The organism is Brevibacillus invocatus, assembly GCF_003710915.1.
GTDB classification, from domain to species: Bacteria; Bacillota; Bacilli; order Brevibacillales; family Brevibacillaceae; genus Brevibacillus; species Brevibacillus invocatus.
On sequence record NZ_RHHR01000014.1, the window covers coordinates 1 to 18,228 of the forward strand.

Genomic DNA, 18,228 nt, shown 5'->3' on the forward strand with positions numbered 1-18,228 from the left:
GTTGGAATCCGTTCTACGATTCGAGCGACCAAAGAATACAGCATAGCAGCATAATTCAACTCAGTAGGAGCTCCATAGATCGACTTTTTGGAGATAACACAAAGAATCGGATCGATGTCAAGGGTGGAAAAAATCGCTCCAAATCGTTTGGGAGGTTCTAAATCGAATAATTCTTGTATATCAAACAGGCTTCCTTGTCTTATAATGGACATTGGGAGTCACCTCCAGTTCTCATAAGTTTTGGTTGCACTTAACTTATTAGAGATTTGGGGAGGTACTCCTTTTTCTATGCTCAAAAAACCTTGAGCCCGTAGGGCTCTAATTTATGAAATTGATTCACTTAGTTAAACATAAATCCTGCTGGTAAATCCAGAGAATATGACAAAGTTTAGGACATAGAATTGGACAGGGAGCCGAGGGGCAAGATAAGGAAGAATGGATGTTGCACACACGCTCAATAGGAGGGAGGTCATGAGAAAGAAGATGGATAAGGATCAGAACAAGGAAATGATTGAACTCCCGCAAATTCATATTCCGGATGAGATCAGACAAGTAGATTCCCCTGAAATCGGGGATCATACTCCACACCCTGATACAGGCGATAGTCCAAATGCCTCATACGGAACCGATGATTTCATGTGATGAACTTGTATTTCGACAAAACTAGTCATATTCTCTCGTGGACAAGCTCTTGGATTTCTGGAAAATAAGATAAAGAGAGTGAGTAAAGCGAGGGGATTGAACATTCATGGCCCGTTTGCTGATAGTTGACGACGCAGCTTTTATGAGAATGATGTTGAGCGATATGGTGGATGGCCATCATGAGGTGTGTGGTGTAGCCAGTGATGGTCTGGAAGCGATCGAAAAATACAAGGAACTGAAGCCGGATATCGTGACGATGGACATCACGATGCCGAACATGCATGGAATTGATGCCATGCGTGAGATCCTGGACTTTGACCGCAATGCCAAAGTGTTGATTTGCTCTGCAATTGGTCATCGACAAAAGGTACTAGAGGCGATGAAGACCGGAGCAAGTGACTTTGTCATCAAGCCATTTCAGAAAGAACAGATTTTGGATGCCATTGCACGACTTTTGTAGGACTGTGTTCCCCGTTTCACGATAACGCCAATCAAGCTGTCACCCGAAGAAGAGCGGGGACAGCTTGGTTGGCGTTTTTGCATCGACAATTCCGCAACAGTTTCTTTAGCGATCATCCATCTTTAGGGTATAATAAAAGAACACGCAAACATGTTCGGCAAAGAGGTGAGACAGTGTCGCTTCAACCCAATTACTTTCAACAGTATCAACATGCAGATATGGATGAATTAGCGGATCTGATCGGAGAACTCTTGCAAAATCCGATCACGATTGAAGATGCCGACCACAAACTGATCGCCTACAGTTCTCATGGCGACAGTACAGATCCTGCCAGATGGTCCACCATCATGGGACGAAGGGTACCCGAGAAGGTATTGACCCGCCTGTGGAAGGACGGAGTATTCCAGGAGCTTTTAACGCAGGATGATCCGGTCCATATTCCAGCCAAGGACGATATTGGACTCGGGAAGCGGGTGGCCATCGCCATCAAGAGAAGCACGGATGTACTGGGGTATATCTGGGCGCAGGAAGTCAACAGGCCGCTAACCCCTGAAGATGATGAAATATTGCGACAGGCAGCCAAAGCAGCTGTTTCGCGGTTGATTCAGCGCCAGGGAAAGAGGAAGGCTGAGGAGCAGCGCCGTACCGAATTTCTCTGGGAGCTATTGTTGGGCAATCACAGCAGCGAGGCAGCAATCAGGCAAAAGGCGGATAGTCTGCAGATGCAAATGCCATCCCACTCTTTGATCTGTATCGTGGAAGCGGCAGGTGCACGGCTCGACCAGTATCTGTACCCGCTTTTGATGCGCGATAAGCTGTATTGGGTCGTGGACGGCTCGCAAATTATTTTGCTGATTGGACTTTTGGACGGCAAAAAAGACGAGAGAGATGTGCTGCTGCGTAAAGTGGAGCAATTTCTCGCGGATTCCTTGAGCAAGCTGGTTACACATGCGAGCGAGGGCAAGGTGATTGCCGGATACGGCCGTGAGTACAAGGGCTATTCCCAGATTGTGAAAAGCTACAGGGAGGCTCTGCACGCCGTCAAGGTGAAAAAACTGTTCCCGCGTGAAACAGAAGGCATTCACGGCTATCATCAGCTGGGCATCTATCGGTATTTGTTAAAGCTGAAGCAGTGGGAGGAAGAAGAGGGGTACAAAAATGAGCGACTTGAGCGACTCAGACAATATGATCGGGACAATCAAACAGCTATGCTGGATACCTTGGAGACGTTTCTGGACGCTGCCGGAAAGATGAACGTAACGGCCCAGTCTCTACACATCCATATCAATACCCTCAGCTATCGACTCCGAAGGATCGAGGAGATCATGCAAGTAGATCTTGAAAACATGAACCAGCGAGCAGCTTTGTATCTGGAGCTGAAAATATCAAAAATAAATCAGGAACAGTAGTTCGTTTGTGAATATCCACAAAGAGCAGAACATCAAGATTAAGGGAATCTCCAAGGAAATCCGCTCTAAAATCGCTGTACAATGTTAATAATCATTTAATACGGCATTTCCAAGGAGGACTACCTATCATGATCGTCGGAGTACCGAAGGAAATAAAAAACAATGAAAATCGCGTTGCCATCACTCCAGCAGGCGTTGCTGCTTTTGTACAAAACGGGCATTCCGTTCGCATCGAGAACAATGCGGGATTAGGTAGTGGCTTTACCAATGAAGACTACGCAGCTCAGGGTGCACAGATTGTAGATACTGCGGCAGAGGCTTGGGCAGTTGACATGGTGATGAAAGTGAAAGAACCTCTCCCTGCTGAATATAGCTATTTCCGTGAAGACCTGATTCTGTTCACGTATCTGCACCTGGCTCCAGAGCCTGAATTGACCCGCGCTCTGATGGAGAAAAAGGTTATCGCGATCGCATATGAAACCATCCAGCTCGACAATGGCGCTCTTCCGCTCCTGATGCCAATGTCCGAAGTAGCAGGCCGCATGTCCGTACAGATCGGCGCACAATTCCTGGAGAAACAATACGGCGGCAAAGGTGTACTGCTCGGTGGCGTACCTGGCGTGCCAAAAGGTGAAGTTGTCGTAATCGGCGGCGGGATCGTCGGAACCAACGCTGCGAAAATGGCAGTAGGCTTGGGAGCCAATGTGACCATCATCGACGTCAATGCAGATCGCTTGCGTCAGCTGGACGATTTGTTCCAAGGCCGCGTACAGACACTGATCTCCAACTCCTTCAACATCGCCAACGCTGTGAAAAAGGCTGACCTGCTGATTGGAGCTGTTCTGATCCCAGGTGCCCGCGCGCCACGTCTGGTGACGGAAGAAATGGTTAAAAATATGACACCTGGTTCCGTGATCGTTGACGTTGCCATCGACCAAGGCGGTTCGATTGAAACCATCGATCGCATCACCACTCATGACAACCCTACCTACGAAAAACACGGTGTAATCCATTACGCGGTAGCGAATATGCCTGGTGCTGTAGCGCGCACATCGACTTTGGCACTGACGAATGTAACCGTGCCTTATGCGGTTCAACTGGCGAACAAGGGCTATGCGCAAGCGATTCGTGATAATAAACAACTGGCAAAAGGCGTAAATGTCATCGACGGAAAAGTGAGCTACAAAGCTGTAGCGGATGCCCACAACCTGCCTTACGCTTCTGTGGAAGAAGTCCTGCTGGTGAAAAACTAAGGAATAAATAAACGGCTTGCCTCTCTACTCAGAGGCAGGCCGTTTTTGCATGCGCTCAGGGCAAGAGCGTTTCAGGGTAATCATACCATTTCAATTTCATCTTGCCGGAATCACTTAAATAGACGAGGACATTCACTTCAGCTAAGGCGTCCTTTTTGGGAACATTGCCAAGCGCTACATAAAATCCCAGCAGGGAGACAAATGGCAATAAAATGCCTGAGGTAACACCCAAAGGGGCAATCCCACCGTTCGCCGCAATGACACAAAATATCACCAGCACGAGGGCAACGACCCACTCGGGCGTGCGCTGCAGATAGTTCACATTCGTCCAGGTTTGCGTGTCGATCAAATGAACGAGTGCCATCATGTACAGGCAAAAGAGAATGGGAATGATCAGCAGATTCCCGACAAACTTGTTGGTCGAACGCCTGATCCAGGTATACAAGGATTCTTGTTGGAGCTGCTTATTGATGAAATAAAGAATGCACACCCACCCCACAAAGGGAATAGCTGCAATCAGGATACTCAGCCACGCATCTCGCCCAGCTTTGCTTAACAGCAAGGGAATGACAGTAACGTGATTGGTGAAGCCAATAGTGAGCATGATCATCATAATGGTTTGGCCGATGCCAATTTTTCCATCTAGGATTTGCCTGTTGAATTGGAAATATGTATCACGGATAAAGGTTACTCTCCTTTCGAAAGTGTGGTATCCTACTGTGAAGGAGAAACGGAGTAAGGAGTGCAGCCTACGATGTATCAACTAGTGCGAAAATATCTCTTCCAGCAGGACCCGGAAGAGATTCATGAAAAGACGATTCACGCATTGAAGCTGGCGGAAGAATCCGCAGTGGGCAAGCGTCTGTTGAAAATGATGTACGGAATAAAAAACGAGCGTTTGGAAACACAACTGTGGGGACTTACCTTTCCCAATCCAGTCGGACTGGCTGCTGGTTTTGATAAAAATGCAGAAGTATACCATGCTTTGGCAGCGATGGGCTTTGGCTTTGTCGAGATTGGAACGGTGACCCCGCAAGGACAGCCGGGCAATCCCAAGCCGAGACTATTTCGTCTGTCCGAACATCAAGCCGTGATCAATCGCATGGGCTTTAACAACTACGGAGCCTACCTGGCTGGCAAGAACCTGATCGATTATGCCTATTCGGATGCTCCTATCGGAATCAACATAGGCAAGAATAAAACAACGCCGAACGAAGAGGCAGCCAGTGATTACAGCAAATGCCTGGACATGCTGTATTCCTACGGACATTATGTTGTGATCAATATCAGTTCGCCCAATACACCTAATCTGCGTGATCTGCAGGAAACCCAGAGCTTGCGGGTACTCATTCGCGCTGTTCGGGAAAAGGCTGCTGAGCTGGAAATGCGCGGGGCAAAGCAAAAGCCGATTCTCTTGAAGGTCGCGCCTGACATGTCGGACGAGCAGATGCATGATGTCATCCATGCGGCTGTCGAGGAAGGAATTTCTGGCATTATTGCAACCAACACCACCCTCTCCAGAGAAGCCGTCCAGAATCACCCTCGCGCAGAAGAAATGGGTGGATTGAGCGGCAAGCCATTGACCGAACGATCGACGGAATGGGTGCGGGAAATCTATCAGGAAGTAGGAGACAAGGTCCCTGTAGTTGGGGTTGGTGGAATCTTTACAGGCGAGGACGCATACCAAAAAATACGTGCTGGTGCAAGCCTTGTTCAGGTCTATACCGGAATGATCTACCAAGGTCCCGGGATCGCCAAGCAGATCAACAAAAAGCTGCTGGAACTGATGGCAAAGGACGGATTTAGCCACATTCGTGAAGCAGTAGGTGTAGACGCTCGAAAATAATGGTGCCGCAAACCGATGATGAATGCGATCATCGGTTTTGTTTCCCTTCTTTATCTTTTGAAGAGGGTAGGCGTATAATGAAGATGGACGAGTACGAATGCGTCCAACAACTTGATACGGTTGGCATTAGGTGCCTTTATGTGCAAACGCATAAAGGGTAACAGGGAATCGGGTGAAAGTCCCGAGCGGTCCCGCCACTGTAACCAGGGAGCTCTCTTTGAACGTATTCCACTCATCCACGTGATGGGGAAGGAGAAAGAGCGCCATGATCTGGAAGCCAGGAGACCTACCTAGCTGCCCCACCCAGATACCTTCGCGGAAAGGAGAGGTGAGTAAGGGACAATTCGACTTGTCAAAAGGTCGATTGTTTGTTTGCACACAACCCATCCGTCAACTGGATGGGATTTTTTGGTTTTCGGAGAAAGAAAACGGTTGAGGAGGAATGCGTGAATGAACGGGAAACGCTCAAGATTCATGTCTAGCGCTTTGCTAGTCGCTGGTTTTGTCATGTACTTTCTGATGAATGAGCCGCAGACTACACATGCCATGCATATCATGGAAGGGTTTTTGCCCATCCCCTGGGCAATATTTTGGTGGGTTGTCTTCTTGCCATTTTTTATTCTGGGTTTGCGTTCAATCAACAAGATCGTCAAGGACCATCCTCAGATGAAGCTACTTTTGGGGGTAGCCGGTGCGTTCGCTTTTGTTCTGTCTGCGCTGAAGATTCCCTCCGTCACGGGCAGCAGCTCGCACCCCACAGGAACAGGGCTGGGTGCTGTCCTGTTCGGTCCGTTGGCGATGTCTGTGCTGGGGAGCCTCGTATTGTTCTTCCAGGCATTGCTTTTGGCGCATGGTGGCTTGACAACGCTTGGAGCCAATGCTGTATCGATGGCGGTAGTAGGACCGTTGGTGGCATATGGTGTCTATCGCTTGATTACAGGTGCCAACGGTGGACAACGAGTCGCAATCTTTGCCGCCGCATCCTTGGCGAATTTGTCTACCTATCTCGTCACTTCATTCCAGCTGGCTCTTGCATTTCCAGCCGAAACAGGCGGCGTGCTTGCTTCCCTCGCCAAATTCGCTGGCATTTTCGCTGTGACGCAAATTCCTTTGGCGATCAGTGAGGGGTTGCTGACGGTTCTCGTATGGAACTGGCTGCAGGCTTACAATGCCAAGGAACTGGTACAATTACGCTTGCTGAAACGGGAGGAATCGTTGTGAAAAAAGGCATGAATTGGCTGTTGCTCTTGGGAGTTGTCATATTGGCGATCGTCCCGCTGTTGCTGGTGCAGGATTCCGAGTTTGGAGGAGCAGATGGGGCAGCGGAGGAAGCAATCACAGAAATCGCTCCTGCTTACGAGCCGTGGTTCCAGCCGCTTTTGGAGCCGCCGGGCGGGGAGACGGAGAGCTTGCTGTTTGCCGTTCAGGCTGCTGTCGGAGCAGGCGTGATCGGTTATGCTGTAGGCTTGTACAAAGGTCGGTTGGATAGACAGAAAAGATGAAGTGGCAGCAGCTCGATACGTTAGCCTATCAAAATCGGCTGCGTCATCTATCGCCTGTGCACAAGCTGTTGTTAGGTATCATTCTACTTGTTCTCGTCATAGCTGGACATAGGCTCGTGCAGGTGTTGGTCTTTTTCTGGATGGGGTTGTGGGTGGTAGGTTACGCCCGCATCCCCATGCGTCATTATCTCCTGTTTTTGCTGTTGCCATTTAGCTTTTTTGCAGCTGGACTTCCCGCTCTGCTTATTGATGTCAGTCGTGCACCGGATCCCTTCGACGCTAGTGGATTCGTCTTATGGTGGCAGGCAGGAGGTTATCTCTTTACCGTCTCTGTGTCTTCGCTGCAGCGGGTACTGGATCTCTTTTGCCGGACAATGTCGAGTCTTGCGGTCTTTTCGTTTATTCTGTTTACCGTACCATTTTCCGAAATCCTGCAGGTGCTGCGCAAGGCGAGAGTGCCAGCATTGGTGATTGATTTGTTGATGGTCATGTACCGCTTCATCTTTGTTCTGCTGAGTCTCTCGATGCAGCTATGGGTGGCTCAGCGCTCGCGAGGCGGTCATCAGGGTTTTCGGGCTAGCTTGAAAGACGTGGGCCAATTGGCAGCACAGCTTTTTGCGCGTTCCATGCGCCACTATGAGCGGCTGTATCAGGGGATGGCCGCGAGAGGAATGACCGAACACTTTCAGGTGCAAGGCATCGTGACGCATAGCCGTTCTCGTCGCTATGAATGGGAGTCGTACCTAGGCTGTCTTGTACTGATACTGCTGGAGCTGTGGATAGGGGGATTGCGCTTGTGACGACGAATTTGCTGGAATTTAAAGATGTGCAGTACACCTATCCAGGAGGAAAAGCGCCTGTTTTGCGCGGCGTATCTCTGGGGATTCCGGAAGGGAAGAAGTGCGTCTTGCTTGGACGCAACGGCTGCGGAAAATCTACCTTGTTTCTGCACGGAAATGGTATTTTTCAACCCCAGCAAGGACAAGTTTTTTGGAGAGGACAGCCTTTTGTCTACAAGCGCTCTTTTTTGCAGGAGATGACGAAAAAAGTGGGCTTGGTATTTCAGGACCCGGAGCATCAGCTGATTGCAAGCACAGTATCGGAGGATGTTTCGTACGGTTTGTTCAATCAGAAGCTGGCTCCTGAGCTGGTTCGGGAAGAAGTACACCTGATTCTGGAGCGGTTTGGACTGCTGGCGATGGCAGATGTACCTATTCATCATCTGAGTCTGGGTCAAAAAAGACGTCTGGCTTTGGCTGGCGTCATGGTCCTGAAGCCGGAGCTCTTGCTGCTGGACGAACCTACTGCGTACCTGGACCGCTACCAAACGAAGAATCTGCTGCGTGAGCTGGATCAGATCCACGCCAACGGGACCACAGTGCTGATGGCTACTCATGATCTGGACGTTGCGTTTGAATGGGCGGAGTGGATGTGTGTCCTGGACGCGGGTCAGGCCGTTTTTCAGGGAGCGCCTGAGGAAGCGCTTGTGAAGCGGGACATGCTGGAGCGCCTGGATTTGGGCGTGCCGCTCATCGCGGAGGTGTGGGAGTCCTTGCCGCTTGACTTGAGAGAGAGCTGGGGAGGCGGAACACCCCGGTCGCTTGGCGAACTGAGAAAGCGCATTTTACAAAAAACTGTATGAGCGTCAACATTTTCTTAACATTTCCTTGATATGATTTCTATCAACAACACCATACACGACTGTAGTGGGTCGAGACGCGGAGAACGCCCTCATACAGCGACAGCATTTGGCAAGGCAGACCGACGGGTTCGGTTTGTTTTCTCTATGCTGCTGCTGGATGAGGGTATTTTTGCGTTCGGCTGGAGAGGAGCGAGCAAACCGTTTTGCTGGATACTGCTTTATTCGATGCGTATTTTTTTGATCTGGATGGAACGATTTTTCTCGGCGATCGGTTGCTTCCGGATGTAGAGGAGACGCTCGCGACTTTGCGCAAGAATCAGAAAAAGGTCATGTTCCTGACCAATACGACCGTTCAGACCAGAGAGGATTGTCTGCTGCGCCTGAGCAAGCTCGGCGTAGACGTGTTGCGGGAAGAGATCATGACTGCTGCCTATGCAGCCGCCTTGTATTTTCAAGAAAAAGCCAGTACAGCCCGCGTCCTCATCGTTGGTGAACCAGCGATGGAAAGAGAGATGATGGGCTTTCCAATAAAACTGGTGCAGGATCCAAAAGTAGCGACGCATGTACTGGTCGGCATGGACAGGACTTTTACCTATGAGAAATTGCGTCAGGCAGCGGATGCTGTGCGAGGTGGTGCACAGCTGATCGTAGCCAATCCGGATCCGGTCTGTCCCGTACAGGGTGGAGCGGTCCCGGATACCGGCTCCCTGGCAAGGGCCATCGAGACCGCGAGCGAAGCAAGCGTGTCGGACGTCATTGGAAAACCATCTCCGTATTACGCACAGAAGGTTTTTCAGCTTCTGGATGTCTTGCCCAAACGATGTCTGATGGTGGGAGATCGTTTGGAGACGGACATCCTGCTCGGCAAAAACAGCGGGATGAAGACAGCTTTGGTCCTTACCGGAGTGACGACCAAACGCGAGCTGGAAGCCAGCGAGATCGTCCCGGATTACATCCTTCCGACACTTGGGGCATTGCACTCAGGACAATCAGGAGAGGCGGGAAAACGATGAAAATGGGGAAGCAAGGGAAAAAGGTGATCTGGTCCCTGATGGTGGCGAGCGTGGTCGCAGGCAGTATGCCCGTCTACGCAGAGACGACGGTTGCAGCAGCGAAGTACGCAAAGGCGATTGGAGATGAGCAAGCTAGTACGCTGCGCATTACGGAAATTTTGTACGATGCAGAAGGTTCCGATGATGGCACGGAATTTGTGGAAATCAGCAATCTGGGAGAAGAGACACTCGATATCAGCGGTTACCTGATCGGCGATGAGGAGACCCGTGGCGGTAATGAAGGGATGTTCGCCTTTCCGGAAGGGACACTGCTTCCACCGGGAGCTTCGATCGTCATCGCCCAGTCGGCTATGATCAACAAGAGCAAGTACGGGTACACGCCTGATTATGAATTTCCTCCAGTCTCTCGTTACAACCCGGAGGATGATCCGGAAACGCCAAACCTCCTGCCTGCTGATTGGGCGACGGGAACGCTCATCCTGGCGAACGGCGGCGATGATCTGCTGCTGATGGATCGAGATGAAAATGTCATTGATTACGTGCCCTATATCAATGATACGCAATGGAATGGACAAACCGTCAAAGCAGCTACATCCGTAAAGGTGATTGGCCAATCGCTGCAAAGAGAGTATGTGACAGGTGACCCTTCCGCTGATTTCGTGCCCGGGACACCGTCTCCAGGAAGTATGCGCATATCTGACAGAGAACCAGAAGCTCCAGAGGATCCAAACAGCAAAAGCTTACTCATCACGGAAGTAGTAAACGATCCGCTTTTTGATGAGAGCACAGGTGAATTTATCGAAATCACCAATATATCGGAGAAAACGATTGATCTGAGTGGCTACCTGATCGGGGACGAGGAGACCCGGGGTGGTAATGAAGGGATGAACGAATTCCCGGAAGGCACAAAGATCGAGCCATACCAAACGATCGTGATTGCCCGCTACGCCGACGGGATTGTAGAAAGACACCAAACCACGCCAGATTTTGAGCTGTTCGATTCGATGGAGGAGGTTCCTGAGCTTCTCCCCAGCGATTGGGCAACAGGGAGCATCTATCTGGCGAATGGCGGAGACCATGTCATTTTGATGGATCCGGATAAAAATGTCGTGGACGCTATGACGTATGGTAGTGCAACTTTTCCCGAAGTGACGGCTCACCCGGGAGTGGCAGGCGGACACGCGATGGAACGGTTGACGGCAACCGATACCAACGACGCCTCCGTAGATTTTGTCGATCAGCCCAAGCCGAGTCCCGGCATGCTGTTGTTCGGTCCCGAAGCACACGAGGACAGAGTCCCTGTTTCGGATCTGAAGGAAAAGGTTCTGGTCGTGAATGAGCCCGAGACAGGAATCGTACTTCCGCCTACCGTGATCGGGGTGTACGACAAGAAAAGTGATTTGGAAGACATGCTGGATGAAGAAGTATCCTCTGTGTTTGTATCGTTGAAAAAATCTGGGAGGGACAGCGTCGTGACTCAGGACGGCACGAAGCTGGAAGACGTGCTGGAAAAACTTGAGGGCAAGGCCATCCCGGTTGTGCAAATCGAGGACAAGGACTTGGTAGCCAAAGTGGATCGACTGTTGCGCGAACGCGACCTCACCGATGTGCATATCGTCTCTTCTCGTCCACACATCTTGAAAGAGATGCGTGAAAAAAATAACGAGTACCGCGGTGCTCTGTTGGTCCAAGAAGGCAAGCTGAATGAAAAGAAACGAAAAGAAATCGTCCTGGAAGCCAGAAGCAGCAAGTCGCATGTCGTCGTTTTGCAACAAAGCGCTTTGTCTAAGGATGTGATCCGCTATTTTCGCCATCGCGGGTTGACCGTATGGGGGATGGATCGGAAAAATAAAAGTCAGGCAGAGGAAATGATCCCACAAGGCGTGGCGGGTATTCTCTCGGATTCGCCTGAGCAGGTTCACAAGGTGCTCGCAACGTATCCCGAGAACAGCATCACACAGCCTCCAATGGTTATGGCACATCGGGGAGTGCCTTCCTTAAAGCCCGAGAATACCATGTACGCCTTTGAAGAAGCGGTCAGACTCGGTGCAGATCTGATCGAGACAGATGTACACATGACAAAAGACGGCCATCTGGTCATTATCCACGATTTTGATTTGGAGCGCACCACAGACGGCACGGGCAAGGTGAAGGATTATACCTTGAAGGAATTGCGAGAGCTGAATGCAAACAAGCTCGATCCGAAGAATCCATCCTGGTATCAGCCGGATATTACGGATGCTGTCATACCCACACTCGATGAGTTGCTGGCATTTGCGAAGGGCAAGGCGGTTCTGCTGCTCGAAGCAAAAGGAATCGGATATGAAAAGGAAATGGCCGAGGTCATACAGGAGCATGACATGGTCGCAGACGTGATCGTGAGCAGCTTCAGCTCAGAAGTACTGGAGCGTTTCGCCAAAATCAATCCGGAGCTTGGATTGGGTTTTACCCTGAGCGGGACCAAGCCGGAAGAAAAGCTCGATCAGTATGCGGAGAAGGTGGTGACAGATGCTGTCCAGCTGAATGCCACCTACTTTATCAACCAAGAGATCGTGACGCCGGAGCTGGTTCGATACGCCAAACATCGCGGGATCATCCTGTCTGTTTATACGGTCAATGAAGAAGCGGACATGAAGCGAGTCACCGAATGGGGAATTGGCGGCATCATCACGGATTATGCGCAAAAGCTGCTCGATGCACCAAAGCAATAATCGAGAAACATTAACACAATCTACATGTTTGCTTAGTAAGAAATTGCTATATTGATGGCACAAATTGCAAGACGGCCAGGGGGGAAAGTCGTGGCAGAAGTGGAATTGCGGCGCATTTCCAAAATGTATGAGCAGCAAAAGGTAGTGAATGAAGTGAGTGCGGTGATCGAGCCGGGAGAGTTTTTCGTCCTGGTAGGTCCTTCTGGATGCGGCAAGTCAACGACGCTGCGCATGATCGCCGGACTTGAGGAGATCAGCGGAGGGGATCTGTTGATCGGCGGAAAGCAGATGAATCACACTCCGCCGAGCGGGCGAAATATCTCCATGGTTTTTCAAAACTACGCGCTTTATCCGCATTTGACAGTGAAAGAAAATATATTGTTTGGATTACAGGTTCGGAAAGTGAATAAGCAGGAGCAAATCAAACGCCTGAATCAGGTAGCAGAGATGCTGGGCATCGCTCATTTGCTCCAGAGAAAGCCCCGCGAATTGTCAGGAGGACAGAGGCAGCGTGTAGCACTTGGCAGGGCGATCGTCAGCCAGCATCCGATCTGCCTGATGGATGAACCGTTATCCAACCTGGATGCCAAGCTGCGTGGGCACATGAGGACCGAAATTCGTCGTTTGCAGCAGGAACTGGGAATTACGATGATCTACGTCACCCACGATCAGGTCGAGGCGATGACGATGGGGGACCGGATGATGGTGCTTCGCGATGGAGAGGTCCAACAGGTAGGAAGACCGCTCGATGTCTACAACCATCCTGCGAATCTGTTCGTCGCAGAATTTACGGGTGCCCCTCCGATGAACACGGTACAGGCCGTCTGGAGAAATAACGGAGATCGATCAGGAGTGGAGCTGACCGATCAAGGCAGCACGACGTTTTTGCCGCTCGGCTCATTCGCTGGCATCAAGGAAGGTGCTCACGTCGTGCTTGGGGTGAGGCCCGAAGCTTTGCAGCCCGTCGAGGAAGGACAGAAGGCCCCGGGAAGCGGCGCTCTGGCAATCAAGGTGCAAGGGGTTGAGATTTTAGGCTCCGAGACGATTGTCGAGTTTACCGTGAGCGGCAAGCTGTGGAAGGCAAAATGGAACGGGCAATGGACCTGCAAGCGTGGCGATATCCTGCATGTCGGCTTTCATGCCGAACAGGCGAGATTGTTTGACGGGAACACCGGGAAAAATTTGGCCAACGTGGCCGTACAAGAAAAGGGAGAGATACGGGAATGCGTACAGTAACCAAAAGTTTGTTTTCCGTCGTTATGAGCCTGGCTCTGATTACAGGCTGCTCAACCGGTAATTCTACAACCAGCAGCAATCAGACGAGCCCAGGCGGTCAAAACAACCAAACGGCTCCAGCAGCGGAGACGAAGCCCGCTGAAAAAACAGAGCTGTCCTTCTATTATCCGGTCGCAGTAGGTGGTCCTTTGACCAAGATCGTCGATGGGATGGCAGAAGAGTTCAACAAAGAAAACCCGAACATTACAGTAAAACCGGTTTATACGGGCAGCTACCAGGATACGACCACGAAGGTGCAGGCAGCCGTACAAGGGAAAACGCCGCCAGATGTAGCCGTTATGCTGTCCACTGAGCTCCACACCATGATGGATATGGATGCGATCATCCCCTTGGACGATTTGATTGCCAAGGATGGCGGCAGCGATTATATAAACGACTTCTTCCCTGGCTTCATGGCGAACTCCCAGGTAGACGGAAAAACGTACAGCATTCCGTTCCAACGAAGCACCATCGTCCTGTATTACAACAAGGAAGCATTCAAGGAAGTGGGTCTGGACCCGGAAAAACCGCCTGCGACTTGGGATGAGTTGGCCGAGTATGCCGCCAAGCTGAAAAAGGACGGACGCTGGGGTATCGAGATTCCATCCTCAGGCTTCACTTATTGGATGTACCAGGCACTGGCTCTGCAAAACGGAAAAAATCTGATGTCACAAGACGGAAAAGAAGTTTATTTCGACACACCTGAAAATGCAGAAGCGCTGCAATATTGGGTAGATTTGGCGAAAAAGCATCAAGCCATGCCTGAAGGCGTCATCGAATGGGCTACAGTTCCTTCCGATTTCTTGGAGGGAAAAACAGCGATGATGTTCCATACGACCGGAAACCTGACCAACGTAAAGAACAATGCGAAGTTTGATTTCGGCGTAGCCTTTTTACCAGCGAAAAAGAATTTCGGCAGCCCGACTGGTGGGGGTAACTTCTACATGTTCAAAGGAATAGACGCCAACAAGCAGGAAGCAGCTTGGAAGTTTATTCGTTTCATGACCGAGCCGAAGCGCGCAGCACAGTGGAGCATCGACACCGGCTATGTCGCGACGCGCAACTCCGCCTACGAAGAAGACATCATGAAGCAATACGTCAAAGATTTCCCTGCTGCAAAGGTAGCGCGCGACCAGCTGGAATACGGTCATGCCGAGTTTTCTACGCACAATAACGGGAAAGTCACGAAAGTTCTGAACGACAATTTGCAAGCCGTCATTACTGGGCAAGCAGAGCCTGCCGCAGCACTGAAAAAAGCGCAAGAAGAAGCGGACAAGATTTTGGCGCCATTCAACAAATAAAGTAGATTCAATCATGGTATAGGGGGGAGCGACTATGGAGGCACAACGCGCAAAATGGAAGGTGAACATGTACGCATGGTTGCTGCTCCTTCCCTCCCTCATCTTTCTGCTGCTGTTTACCTTCTATCCTGTACTGCAAACGATTATTCTCAGTTTTCATCAAGCGGATCTGGGTTCTCCAGAGCCGTTTTTTAACGGGGTAGACAATTACAAGCTCATGCTGGAAGATGACGTGTTTTGGAAGGTGCTCTCCAACAATATCTGGTTTGCTCTGGGGACGGTTCCGACCAGTACGGCGCTCGCGCTCGGGATGGCGCTGTTCGCCAACAAGGTATTGCGGGGGAAGGGGTTTGTCCGCACGGCGTACTTTTATCCGACGATCGTGCCGATGATTGCGGTAGCCAATATATGGCTGTTTATTTACACACCGGAGTACGGGGCGCTCAGTCACGTGATGGAATGGTTCGGAAAAGGAGATATGAATTGGCTCGGGGATCAGACGTATGTGATGTGGGCGATGATCTTCATGGTGATTTGGAAAGAAGCAGGCTATTTCATGATTTTTTATTTGGCCGGACTGCAAAACATATCGCAGGAGCTGTATGAATCTGCAGCTATGGAAGGGGCATCCTCCTGGACGGTTTTTCGGCGAGTGACGTTTCCGTTGCTCATGCCTACAACGATGTTTGTCAGCATCATCGCGTTCACCAATTCCTTCAAGCTGGTCGATCATTTGGTGATCATGACCAAGGGAGGACCGGACAACGCCAGCAATCTATTGCTGTATTACATTTACGAGACCGCTTTTTCGTTCTGGGATCAAGGAATGGCTTCGGCACTGACGATCGTGATGGTGGTGCTGCTGTTAGCCGTAGCTGCCATTCAGTTTTTTAGTCTGGATAAAAAGATTCACTACAACTAAGGAGGATGGCAGATGATCCGCAGAATCACAGGGGCTGGGATGTTTGGGCTGGCGGTGCTCTGGATGTTTCCTTTGCTCTGGGCGCTCTGGACATCCTTTCGGCCCAGGGAGCACGCGACATCCTGGTCGTTCAGTCTTGATTTTACTTTTGATAACTATGCGAAAGTGTGGGACGCGGCCCCTTTTGCCCAGTATTATCTCAATACCTTTCTGATCGTCATCGGCGTGTTGATGGCGCAGATCATTACAGCGACCCTCGCTGCATACGCTTTTGCCAAGCTGCGTTTTTGGGGGCGGGACGTGCTGTTCATTCTGTTTTTGGTGCAGATCATGGTACCGGCTGACATCCTGATTTTTCCCAATTACAACGTTTTGCGCGATTTGTCCCTGCTCGATACGAAAATCGGAATCATGCTGCCGTACTTTGCTTCTGCATTCGGAGTCTTCTTGCTGCGTCAAACCTTCAAGACGATTCCGCACGAGTTGGAAGAAGCAGCGCGCATGGAAGGCTGCAACTGGTTTCAAATTTTATGGCGTGTATACGTTCCTTTGGCACGGCCGACTTACATCGCCTTTGGCTTGGTATCCGTCAGCTATCACTGGAACAATTTTATGTGGCCGCTGATCATCACCAATTCGGTGGAAAATCGCCCACTGACGGTAGGTTTGGCCATTTTTGCCCAATCATTTGAGACGGGAGCGCAATGGGCGGAGGTCAGCGCGGCTACGATGATGGTCATCTTCCCGTTGCTGCTGGCATTTCTCATGTTCCAGCGTCAATTCATCAACAGCTTCATTCATTCCGGTGGGAAATAAGAGGGGGATTGAAGGATGAAAGACAGAGGTTCTTTTTCCATATCCAGCTATGCCTTGATCCATCAACCGCTACGTGAGGCCATCGTTCAGCTAGTGGACGATGGCTGGACATCCATCGAGATCATGTGTGAGGAGAAGCATGTGGATCTATTGAGATGGTCGGGAAATCAACTGGAGGGGCTCAAGCAAATCGGCAAGGAGAAACCGATTACCTGGTCGATCCACGCACCGATCAGCGGATGCAATTTGGCAGCAGAAGCTGGAGCATATCGGGATCAGACGATTGATACAATGAAAAGATGTCTTGAGATCGCGAATGTTCTGGACTGCACACATGTCGTGATGCATGCGGGCGAGATTCAGGATCGACTGGAGCCCGACAGTCGCGCCCGCGGAGTGGAGCATGCCAGTCAGACAATCCGTGCGTTGATCCCTGAGCTGATTCGAGGGAGAACCATACTGACGATAGAAAATGTTCCCCCTTATCCGAAGGTGCTGGGATGGAACGTCGAGGATTTGTTGGCAATCTGCAAACAGGCTGCCTCTCCGCATGTGGGGATCGTGTACGACGTGGGGCATGCCCACTTGATCCGACCTGGTTATACCGAGGAAGCCTTGGAGCAAGTGCTTCCTTATTTGGCAGCACTCCATCTCAGCGACAATTTCGGGCAAGCGGACGACCACCTGGCAGTCGGAGACGGAACGATTTCATTTGCGCCGATTTTGTCACTCTTACAGGATAAGCGGTTCGCTGGAAGCTGGGTAGTGGAAACGAAGCAGCTCGCTTGTGCCCATACGAGCGTTGAACGATTGATCAGGCAACTGCAATGAACGGGGGACACTAGGGATGGACATGCGAACGATAGTAAAGAAAAATCCGATCATTGCTGCGACGGAGCTGGATCGGTTGGGTGAAGCCATTGAATCTCCAGCCTGCGCGATTCTTTTGATGTATAGCAAGCTGACACGGCTCATGGAGGAGGAGCAGCGTATTCGGGACTCGTCCAAACCCATATTTTTGCATACGGACCTTATGAACGGTTTGTCCAATGACAAGGAGGCGTTTCGTTTCCTGTCCACGTATATCAAACCGACCGGCATCGTGACTACCAAAGGCCCTATGATTCGCGCCGCAAAAAAAGAGGGGATGCTGACGATTCAGCGTGTCTTTTTGATTGATACGACTTCTCTGACGTCTACTATCAAAAACGTACTGGAAAATCAGCCGGATGCGATCGAAATCATGCCGGGCATTGCTCCGTCTATCGTTCCTGTCTTCAAGGAGCAGCTGAAACAGCCGATCATTCTGGGTGGTCTGATTTGGAATCAGGAGCAGGTCCTGCAAGCCTTGGAGTATGGTGCGGATGCCGTTTCTTTAAGCAGGCCGGAATTGTGGAATCATATCGATCAAGGCAGTTGATACGTTTGATGGCAAG

At 50.6% G+C, this 18,228-nt stretch carries 18 protein-coding genes, 1 pseudogene and 1 riboswitch; of the genes and pseudogenes, 17 read left to right on the forward strand and 2 right to left on the reverse strand.

Annotation, left to right across the window (positions count from 1 at the left end; translation table 11 throughout):
* Window positions 1-212 (reverse strand): annotated as a pseudogene (locus EDM52_RS09655) (IS5/IS1182 family transposase); the annotation flags it as partial.
* 259 nt (window positions 213-471) lie between these two features.
* Between EDM52_RS09655 and EDM52_RS24610 the strand changes: the two are divergent.
* The 4 genes from EDM52_RS24610 (at window position 472) to ald (ending at window position 3,764) form a co-directional block, all read left to right on the forward strand.
* On the forward strand, window positions 472-642 hold the full coding sequence (locus EDM52_RS24610; protein WP_183184979.1) for a hypothetical protein: 171 nt from the start codon (window positions 472-474) through the stop codon (window positions 640-642).
* A gap of 106 nt (window positions 643-748) precedes the next feature.
* Complete coding sequence (locus EDM52_RS09660) at window positions 749-1,102, forward strand: response regulator (RefSeq protein WP_122908801.1); 354 nt, start codon at window positions 749-751, stop codon at window positions 1,100-1,102.
* A 173-nt stretch (window positions 1,103-1,275) separates the two neighbouring features.
* Entirely contained in the window at window positions 1,276-2,511 is a 1,236-nt protein-coding gene (locus tag EDM52_RS09665) for a PucR family transcriptional regulator (protein ID WP_122908802.1), read from the forward strand.
* Window positions 2,512-2,639: 128 nt separating this feature from the next.
* Window positions 2,640-3,764, forward strand: coding sequence for an alanine dehydrogenase (gene ald / locus EDM52_RS09670; RefSeq protein WP_122908803.1), 1,125 nt, complete (start codon window positions 2,640-2,642; stop codon window positions 3,762-3,764).
* 55 nt (window positions 3,765-3,819) lie between these two features.
* Here the strand turns inward: ald and EDM52_RS09675 are convergent, their stop codons facing one another.
* Window positions 3,820-4,377, reverse strand: a complete 558-nt coding sequence (locus tag EDM52_RS09675; RefSeq protein ID WP_122908804.1) for a GerAB/ArcD/ProY family transporter — start codon at window positions 4,375-4,377, stop codon at window positions 3,820-3,822.
* A 141-nt stretch (window positions 4,378-4,518) separates the two neighbouring features.
* On the opposite strand from EDM52_RS09675, the gene EDM52_RS09680 reads away from it, so the two are divergent.
* From EDM52_RS09680 to EDM52_RS09740, 13 genes are all read left to right on the forward strand, one after another.
* Window positions 4,519-5,610, forward strand: coding sequence for a quinone-dependent dihydroorotate dehydrogenase (locus EDM52_RS09680; protein ID WP_122908805.1), 1,092 nt, complete (start codon window positions 4,519-4,521; stop codon window positions 5,608-5,610).
* A gap of 111 nt (window positions 5,611-5,721) precedes the next feature.
* Window positions 5,722-5,918: riboswitch (cobalamin riboswitch) on the forward strand.
* Window positions 5,919-6,060: 142 nt separating this feature from the next.
* Entirely contained in the window at window positions 6,061-6,831 is a 771-nt protein-coding gene (locus EDM52_RS09685; protein WP_122908806.1) for an energy-coupling factor ABC transporter permease, read from the forward strand.
* Window positions 6,828-7,112, forward strand: coding sequence for an energy-coupling factor ABC transporter substrate-binding protein (locus tag EDM52_RS09690; protein WP_122908807.1), 285 nt, complete (start codon window positions 6,828-6,830; stop codon window positions 7,110-7,112). Before EDM52_RS09685 ends, EDM52_RS09690 begins: the two co-directional genes overlap by 4 nt.
* Window positions 7,109-7,912, forward strand: a complete 804-nt coding sequence (gene cbiQ / locus EDM52_RS09695; protein WP_122908808.1) for a cobalt ECF transporter T component CbiQ — start codon at window positions 7,109-7,111, stop codon at window positions 7,910-7,912. The genes EDM52_RS09690 and cbiQ overlap by 4 nt, the downstream gene beginning before the upstream one ends.
* Complete coding sequence (locus EDM52_RS09700) at window positions 7,909-8,754, forward strand: energy-coupling factor ABC transporter ATP-binding protein (RefSeq protein WP_122908809.1); 846 nt, start codon at window positions 7,909-7,911, stop codon at window positions 8,752-8,754. Before cbiQ ends, EDM52_RS09700 begins: the two co-directional genes overlap by 4 nt.
* 203 nt (window positions 8,755-8,957) lie before the next feature.
* Window positions 8,958-9,767 (forward strand): HAD-IIA family hydrolase, encoded by an 810-nt coding sequence (locus EDM52_RS09705; RefSeq protein ID WP_122908810.1) that lies wholly within the window; start codon window positions 8,958-8,960, stop codon window positions 9,765-9,767.
* Window positions 9,764-12,478, forward strand: a complete 2,715-nt coding sequence (locus tag EDM52_RS09710) for a glycerophosphodiester phosphodiesterase family protein (RefSeq protein WP_122908811.1) — start codon at window positions 9,764-9,766, stop codon at window positions 12,476-12,478. Before EDM52_RS09705 ends, EDM52_RS09710 begins: the two co-directional genes overlap by 4 nt.
* A gap of 90 nt (window positions 12,479-12,568) precedes the next feature.
* Window positions 12,569-13,714: an ABC transporter ATP-binding protein gene (locus tag EDM52_RS09715; RefSeq protein WP_122908812.1), complete on the forward strand. Its 1,146-nt coding sequence runs from the start codon at window positions 12,569-12,571 to the stop codon at window positions 13,712-13,714.
* A complete protein-coding gene (locus EDM52_RS09720; protein ID WP_122908813.1) occupies window positions 13,702-15,054 on the forward strand; it encodes an ABC transporter substrate-binding protein in 1,353 nt (450 codons plus the stop codon). The genes EDM52_RS09715 and EDM52_RS09720 overlap by 13 nt, the downstream gene beginning before the upstream one ends.
* Before the next feature lie 34 nt (window positions 15,055-15,088).
* Entirely contained in the window at window positions 15,089-15,976 is an 888-nt protein-coding gene (locus EDM52_RS09725; RefSeq protein ID WP_122908814.1) for a carbohydrate ABC transporter permease, read from the forward strand.
* Window positions 15,977-15,988: 12 nt separating this feature from the next.
* Complete coding sequence (locus EDM52_RS09730) at window positions 15,989-16,792, forward strand: carbohydrate ABC transporter permease (RefSeq protein WP_122908815.1); 804 nt, start codon at window positions 15,989-15,991, stop codon at window positions 16,790-16,792.
* Window positions 16,793-16,807: 15 nt separating this feature from the next.
* A complete protein-coding gene (locus EDM52_RS09735) occupies window positions 16,808-17,623 on the forward strand; it encodes a sugar phosphate isomerase/epimerase family protein (RefSeq protein ID WP_122908816.1) in 816 nt (271 codons plus the stop codon).
* A gap of 16 nt (window positions 17,624-17,639) precedes the next feature.
* Complete coding sequence (locus EDM52_RS09740) at window positions 17,640-18,212, forward strand: glycerol-3-phosphate responsive antiterminator (protein ID WP_122908817.1); 573 nt, start codon at window positions 17,640-17,642, stop codon at window positions 18,210-18,212.
* Window positions 18,213-18,228: the final 16 nt, after the last annotated feature.

Coding starts and splice junctions, on each gene's coding strand:
- EDM52_RS24610 (WP_183184979.1), top strand. CDS start 472: ATGAGAAAGAAGATGGATAAGGATCAGAACAAGGAAATGATTGAACTC.
- EDM52_RS09660 (WP_122908801.1), top strand. CDS start 749: ATGGCCCGTTTGCTGATAGTTGACGACGCAGCTTTTATGAGAATGATG.
- ald (WP_122908803.1), top strand. CDS start 2,640: ATGATCGTCGGAGTACCGAAGGAAATAAAAAACAATGAAAATCGCGTT.
- EDM52_RS09675 (WP_122908804.1), bottom strand. CDS start 4,377: ATGATGATCATGCTCACTATTGGCTTCACCAATCACGTTACTGTCATT.
- EDM52_RS09680 (WP_122908805.1), top strand. CDS start 4,519: ATGTATCAACTAGTGCGAAAATATCTCTTCCAGCAGGACCCGGAAGAG.
- EDM52_RS09685 (WP_122908806.1), top strand. CDS start 6,061: ATGAACGGGAAACGCTCAAGATTCATGTCTAGCGCTTTGCTAGTCGCT.
- cbiQ (WP_122908808.1), top strand. CDS start 7,109: ATGAAGTGGCAGCAGCTCGATACGTTAGCCTATCAAAATCGGCTGCGT.
- EDM52_RS09710 (WP_122908811.1), top strand. CDS start 9,764: ATGAAAATGGGGAAGCAAGGGAAAAAGGTGATCTGGTCCCTGATGGTG.
- EDM52_RS09720 (WP_122908813.1), top strand. CDS start 13,702: ATGCGTACAGTAACCAAAAGTTTGTTTTCCGTCGTTATGAGCCTGGCT.
- EDM52_RS09725 (WP_122908814.1), top strand. CDS start 15,089: ATGGAGGCACAACGCGCAAAATGGAAGGTGAACATGTACGCATGGTTG.
- EDM52_RS09730 (WP_122908815.1), top strand. CDS start 15,989: ATGATCCGCAGAATCACAGGGGCTGGGATGTTTGGGCTGGCGGTGCTC.
- EDM52_RS09735 (WP_122908816.1), top strand. CDS start 16,808: ATGAAAGACAGAGGTTCTTTTTCCATATCCAGCTATGCCTTGATCCAT.
- EDM52_RS09740 (WP_122908817.1), top strand. CDS start 17,640: ATGGACATGCGAACGATAGTAAAGAAAAATCCGATCATTGCTGCGACG.